The following is a 6,322-nucleotide window of genomic DNA, read 5'->3' as shown; positions in this document are numbered from 1 at the left end:
AGGCCATTGGCGAGAAGAATATCGTGGCTGCCGAGTTCGACATGCCAATAGGTGACTTCATCGACATCGACCTGTGCGATGGTTGCGCCATTGATGAGATAGCCCGCCGGGATGAGAACCTCGTCGAGAATGCGCACGCAGATGGCATGGCCCGGTGACAGCCACAAATCAGCATAGGGCATCTGGTCGCCAAAGGCTCCGGCCTGAATGCGGACGGGGCAGGCGGAAAGAAAGTCGGCTGATCCGTCACGTTTCATGGTGTGATGGCCCAACCAGATGATTGGGCGATGCTCGCCGGAGGCCGTGACCACCATATCTCCGACGTCGAGCGTTTCGACCGCGATATCGCCGCGCTCCGTCCGGATCAGGGTTCCCGGCGTGAAACACGGAGCGTTAGGATCAATTTGGGTTGTTAAAACCGCGCCTGAATTTGCATCGAAGACCAGTAGGGCCATGTCGACGCCATTGCCAAATTCGAGCGTGTAATTTCCCAAGTTTGTTATGTACGTGAACGTGTGCCCGTTTATCTGTGTCCCGGTTATGGTGGCTCCGTTTATTGCGAAATCAATCTCGTCATGGAAGTAAAAAGTTTCTATCGTTCCGTCAAACTGTGTGTGGAACGTAAAGACCGCAGGAGCGTCATGAGGGAACTTTGCAGCAGGCATCTTAATTTTCTGAGAGGAGTGCGCCCCATACCAGTCATAGTATGAGCCATCCGACATCTCGACTGTGCCCGTTGCTGAGGTTATGCCGGGGCCAGCGATGAACCTGGCGAAGTGCAAATATATCAGTCCACCGGATATAACGCCTGGCGACGAAAGCCCCACATCTATCTCGGTGCTGACGAGTAGAGATGAATTGTTCAAGAAGAGGCTGCCTACATTCACAATGTAGGCAGTTGTACTGGTATTGTTCAACACGGCCGTGTCACCGTTTCCGGGCCTGCCGTTGTCCCAATTGCTGCCAGTGCTCCACGGATTCGTAACAGGATCTACATGAGGGTTGTCCCACCCCTGCATGTTGTCTGATGGGCCGATCCAAGTCGTCGTTACCATGCCTTAAATCCTCCGGATGTAGTCATGCGTATCGCTGGAGTAATGAATTCAGAATACTCGCCACAAAATCAATATACGTTCAAACTAAACTGCAAGTAAGATGAAATTTTCTTGCAGACAGCTCTTCAAAATGAAACGCACGTTTCATTGCAACCAAATAATTTCGTATTCATAAAGCAACTGATCTGGAGAAAATAATCCTTTCACTAGGATTAAAATCACTATAGAATCCGCATTGGATGATCTGATGTTCAGTGCGGACCTATGGACAGGGAACACTCGCCGGTCAAACCCAGCCCGAGCACATAGCTTGCGGCAGGTGGAGGTTTATGGGGCGCAATTAAGGAAGAAAGGCTAAAAAATGCCGCAGCCAATATGCGATTTGAATGGCGCTACCCAACAGAGCTAATCCAACACCAAATTTGATGAGCGCGTGACCTGCAACGTAGCCAGTCAATATTGCGCCACTGACGCCATGGTCCGGTCCGCCGATTGTGATTAGCAGGTAGCCAAAGCCGACGAATCCCAAACATAAGGCCAAGAAGTACAGGCGGATCATCCACATGCGGTCAGCAAAGCTCCTCGTCAAACCAGTCACCGTGTAGACATAGGTGAGCAACGTGGATTTTACAGTGTCGAGTGCATGGGAAGAGCTTCACGGCTCCCCGCCATGGAAAGCTTTACCAAAAATTCACCGCTCAATAATTCAATAGACTGTGAATTCTGATCCAATGAGATCAAGGCCCAGACTATTGGCTAATCGCTGCGAAGCGATGTTGTCAAACGTGGTGGCATAAAATGGAACGGCACGCTTAGATCGAACCTGTTCGGCCCACGCCGTAACCGCCAACAAAGCGAAACCATTTCCGCGATACTCGGGCAAGGTTTCCACACCTGCAGAATGCGCTGTTTCAGATGCAATCGCACTTGCGCAGATGGAAACCGCTCTATTGTCTGCAATTGCAGCTGAAATAGGCACACCAGCAGCTACATCTGGTAACCATTCTTGGAGACCATAGTTCAGAAGATCAGCATTATGTTTGTCGATTGCCACCGTGTTTTCAATCGATCTCATGGCAATGGGAAAATTGTAGAGCTGGCCGGACCGAATAGATTTCAATGTTTTGACAGAGGCCAGTAAAGACAGATAGCCAGCGTACTCGTCGGCCCATTGGCTCGGGCGCATCCGTGGTCCGGTAGCAATCTGTTGAAGGCGATTGGCAACGTCGTCGGGCAGAGCAACGTGAAATCTGGCATCGACTGAATTAGCGGTGCGAAGCAAATAGAATTGCGGAGAACTTCCCGTCATCTTGCCGTGTTCGTCGAAAGCGAACATTGAATTTACGAGATTTAGAAGTATGGCGGACATGTTTGAAGACATGGTTCAACACTATGGCGTGTTTAATAGGTGTTCAAGCTCCGGACTTACAATCTGGAGTGGCGCGGGTTCAAATCGTGTCTTCGCAACCAAGTCAATTACAACTGTAAAATGGGATACTGGACTATTCTCTGCCTCGCCGTAAACTAATCTAATCTGGGGATTCTTGCGTTGCGCTCGAATGGAGATTGGGAGAGAAAATTGAGAATTGCGGTAGCGATATGTATGAGTGTGGCAGTTGTTTCTTCTGCTTCTGCGATGCGAGCTTCCTTTGAATGGGGCCCAACGAAGAAATGCTTCGATTCAAATACGCCGCCAATCAAGTTGACTGACGTTCCAAAGGGGACCACGCAACTCGAAGTTAAGATGGTAGATACAAACGCCATGGATTTTAATCACGGTGGGGGAAAAGTGGCGTACACCGGTCAATCCTCGCTGCCTTATGGTGCAGTGAAGTACAAGGGGCCATGCCCGCCGTCGGGAACACATTTTTATTCCATTACTGTCAAAGCCTTGGATGCAAATGGCAAGACGCTGGCGACTGCAAAGGACAAGAAGCCTTTTGCCAAAAAATAGTTGAGAGCGTTATGGCGCATGTCAGAGCCGCTTTTGCAGCGACCCGCGGGCCGCTGTTTCCGCCGTCAACTATAAGTCGCAGTTTCGGGCCCGTTGCTTGTTGGCTATGGCCGTCGGATTTCGTCGCGCTTCACAAGCCAGAACAGAATTGGCAGAACGATTAAGAGAGGAACGATGATTACAACTCCGGCAACGACCATTGCGCCCAACGAATCTCTCGAAACGAATGCAAGCGAGGCAGTTGCCGAAAGCCAGTAGATCGGGAGAAGCCATATGACCGCGCCAGATCGTAAAAGCATGGCAGCCGTAGCGCAAACAAGTCCTATAGTCCCGGTAAGGGCCGTGATTGTTACGTGTTGTGGATCGACTAATCCCGGCGATTGAGTTGTAATCTCATTTGCTGCCCGCAAGACCACCCTAATAGCGTAGATAGTGGTAATGACGAAGGCACTGCTACCAATCCGGTAAACCCAGTTCGAAAGCTTTGTCCTCATTTCAGTTCCTGCAGTTTCTGCGTGAGGTTGAATCTTTAATTCATTTCACAGAGCAATTACGGAAATCAAGGTTCGTTCATTCCAGTACTGAAAAACACCCGGCATGAGACGTTCGTTCAAGGTCTGGCAAAAGGCAATTGCAATTGTTCATCTCCCGCTCCCGAACTTGCTGAGTGGGCTAGGGCACGCCATATCTGTTTTAATTGCCTCTAATGACTTCGACAATTTTTGCGTTCGGTATGCCGGTCTGCATGAATGGGCCAGTGTCGTTCGATGTCAGTTTGCCACTAACAGCGCCATCAATTAATCGCTTGCAGTAAAGTGGAATAGGATTTTTCAAGCAAACGCCCATAATGGCCGCAAGTTTCCTGTTCATTTCTGCCGTTCTTTTAGGTCCAGATTTGATGCATTGGTTCATCTGAAACTTATAAAAAGCCGGATTGGTCCGATACAAGTTCCTGACTGCTTCGTCGTTTCTAATGGCCTCACACAATGCATTAGGCAAAACAAGGAAGTGCTGGTGATGACGGCAAAAGCCTGACTGACATCTACAAGGCAATCGGTACGCTTTCGGCACAGTTTGAGGGATTGCGGCGTGACATCGATGCTTCTGGACGAAGAGCCGGAGCGGAGAACCGAGAAACGGACGAAAAGCGGGCTGTTGTTCATCGCCGGATGGACGAATTGATCGAAGAATTGAGCGGGATGAAATTTCCCATGGTTCAATCTCCACGAAGGTCGACGATAGTAAGAATGTGACAGATGAGGTGAAGAAATGGATGTTAATGGGGATTGGTGCGCTTGGCGTCGTTGAATTGGCTGGGGCAGCGCTTGGTGTGACACTGGCCAACTCAGTTGAGTGGGCAGCGCGGTTATTTCAAAGGTGAGGTGCGGCCCACAGTCTCCAATTCTTCTTTCAGGGCTATTATTTCTCGAGCCTGAGAGCGTATGGCAGCTGCAGCCATTATTAATGAAGGGCTGACACCCAATGTTTGAAGGTCATCTTGCAGTGCTAATAGTTCAAGGTCGTCGGCAAGAAGAAGGTTGTCCATGCAACACCAATCTCCAAAGTTTGTGGGCGTGTAAATAAAGCGCCGCGACTGCAGCTGCTCCTATTTCGACCACTTGCGAAGCGTAAATGTCGTAAGCTTTCTTAGCCCTAAATAGATCGCATACAAGATCAGTGGGCCCCCGCCAAAAAAGAAATACACCAATATGATGATGTGCAGCTCTGTCCATGGATGATACCATTTTTTTCGGGCGCGACGTCGGTCATTTGGCTGTATCTTGAGGCCAGCGTTTCAATGCCACAATTCATATGAAGATGAGGATGGCACCCGGAATGACTGCAAGAATTGAGAGAACAGGTGGAATGCCCGTTCTTTTAAATATCATCCAGAACGGCGCAACGATCACGCAAAGGATAATCGTAATGATCATCCAGTGCCAAACACTAAAGCTTCCCATTTCTGTTTCTCCCCTTACCCAAGACCGATAATGGCCGAACGCCACCCAAATGAAAATCCTTAATGTTTCTAATGGCGGACATTGGCACACTTGGAGAAAACCCGACCTGCGGGCGCGTTAGAATCGCAGGTCGGGTTGAATTTCCAGTATAATGCCTGTCACTGAAATAGTGGGGCCCAGATTGCCCACGGTTTTATTCGTTGACGATACTGAGCCCCTATCGAGTAGCGTTTCTGTAAACTTGCCCAGTGCTAGCTCGATTAGAAGTAAACGAAGTTGTTTTCAGATGGTTCCTATCGTTCCGATTTTCCCCGTGCCATGCGCCTCTTCGTGAGTGTGATATCGATTTGGAACCAATCCAATTTAAGCCGGTTATAGGTGCTGCAGGAGGTATTCGTTATGGATAAACCAACGGAAACTCGCGTGGAGGAAACGGCTACCGAAGCGCGGCAAGGGAATCTTGGGCGGCAGGTTCTAAAAGTATTAATTGCATCGCTTCTTCTTGCGCTTGTCGTTTGGGGAATTGTTGAGTTTTTCGGCCAAAGCTTGGAAACCAGTGGAACGATTCAAGCGCCTGAAAAACCTGCTCCCGGTGAAATGTCACCAGCCAACAATGCGGCTCCCCCGTCGAATTGAGGGTGTTGAACCGTGATTAACCCGCTTGTGGCAGAAAAACCCCGCAAAGGCACGGAGCCCTGTTAATGCACAAACACCCATTTGAATCTGTAACCGTTGAAACCAAGAAAGCAAGCCAACACCGAAATATCACTTCGGTTGAGGAGGCGGCAGAGTTCTTGCTTTATGATTGGCCAAAACGGGAAGGCCCAACATACCTAGCAGCACAGCAAACTTGTTTGGACGCGCTGCAAGAGGAGCGCTCAGTCAATGAGGCGAGAGAGGCTTTTATAACAGCGGCAAAGGCCGCTTATATCTTTATCAAAGAAGGGCGCTAATTGATTGGGTCTTTTCGCCCTTCATCAATAACCGTGATCTGCCCTTCATCCATTTTATAGACGCCATGCTGGCCGCCTTGTAAGGCAAAGTCAGTTTCGAGTTCGGCCCATCGGCCAAGGAATTTCTGGCAAGTGCTGCAATAAATTGGGGTGTCGGAGTTTACGTCTGCAGGAATGTCTAGGTAGATTGTACCGCAATCCTTGCAGTCCAGTTTGTGGTCCAAGGTTTTTGCCATAACGATACTCGCGATCAAGACCAAACTGCGCGAAACTTTATCCGCAAATTTTCAATTGGCAATACGATTTACGACTTGAACCCGGACCAGCCGTTCACTGTGCCTTTGCTGCCTCCGGCGCGATGGTCTCCGCAATGCCATTCAACACCATTGCCCTTGCTGG

8 protein-coding genes are annotated in these 6,322 nt (G+C 49.4%); 3 read left to right on the top strand and 5 right to left on the bottom strand.

Annotated elements, in window-relative coordinates; genetic code table 11:
* The 3 genes from BLU05_RS26025 to BLU05_RS20365 form a co-directional block, all read right to left on the bottom strand.
* On the bottom strand, positions 1-1,055 hold a 1,055-nt coding region (locus BLU05_RS26025; RefSeq protein ID WP_139210498.1), incomplete at its 3' end, for a Hint domain-containing protein.
* 340 nt (positions 1,056-1,395) lie between these two features.
* Complete coding sequence (locus tag BLU05_RS20370) at positions 1,396-1,674, bottom strand: hypothetical protein (RefSeq protein ID WP_139210497.1); 279 nt, start codon at positions 1,672-1,674, stop codon at positions 1,396-1,398.
* 87 nt (positions 1,675-1,761) lie between these two features.
* Positions 1,762-2,391, bottom strand: a complete 630-nt coding sequence (locus BLU05_RS20365) for a GNAT family N-acetyltransferase (protein WP_175540685.1) — start codon at positions 2,389-2,391, stop codon at positions 1,762-1,764.
* Between the two features lie 243 nt (positions 2,392-2,634).
* Here BLU05_RS20365 and BLU05_RS20360 point away from each other — a divergent pair, with 243 nt between their 5' ends.
* Entirely contained in the window at positions 2,635-3,009 is a 375-nt protein-coding gene (locus BLU05_RS20360; protein WP_244518448.1) for a YbhB/YbcL family Raf kinase inhibitor-like protein, read from the top strand.
* A gap of 1,366 nt (positions 3,010-4,375) precedes the next feature.
* Here BLU05_RS20360 and BLU05_RS20340 read toward each other — a convergent pair.
* On the bottom strand, positions 4,376-4,555 hold the full coding sequence (locus BLU05_RS20340) for a hypothetical protein (RefSeq protein WP_091884070.1): 180 nt from the start codon (positions 4,553-4,555) through the stop codon (positions 4,376-4,378).
* An 814-nt stretch (positions 4,556-5,369) separates the two neighbouring features.
* Between BLU05_RS20340 and BLU05_RS20335 the strand changes: the two genes are divergently transcribed.
* Complete coding sequence (locus tag BLU05_RS20335; protein ID WP_091884068.1) at positions 5,370-5,606, top strand: hypothetical protein; 237 nt, start codon at positions 5,370-5,372, stop codon at positions 5,604-5,606.
* A 65-nt stretch (positions 5,607-5,671) separates the two neighbouring features.
* Complete coding sequence (locus BLU05_RS20330; protein WP_091884066.1) at positions 5,672-5,923, top strand: DUF982 domain-containing protein; 252 nt, start codon at positions 5,672-5,674, stop codon at positions 5,921-5,923.
* Here the strand turns inward: BLU05_RS20330 and BLU05_RS20325 are convergent.
* Positions 5,920-6,159: a hypothetical protein gene (locus BLU05_RS20325; RefSeq protein WP_091884128.1), complete on the bottom strand. Its 240-nt coding sequence runs from the start codon at positions 6,157-6,159 to the stop codon at positions 5,920-5,922. The two genes, BLU05_RS20330 and BLU05_RS20325, sit on opposite strands and share 4 nt — an antisense overlap.
* Positions 6,160-6,322: the final 163 nt, after the last annotated feature.

The organism is Phyllobacterium sp. OV277 (genome assembly GCF_900104355.1).
Taxonomy (GTDB): domain Bacteria; phylum Pseudomonadota; class Alphaproteobacteria; order Rhizobiales; family Rhizobiaceae; genus Phyllobacterium.
Note: the sequence above shows the minus strand (reverse complement) of the source record. Positions and strands in the feature narration are given on the sequence as shown.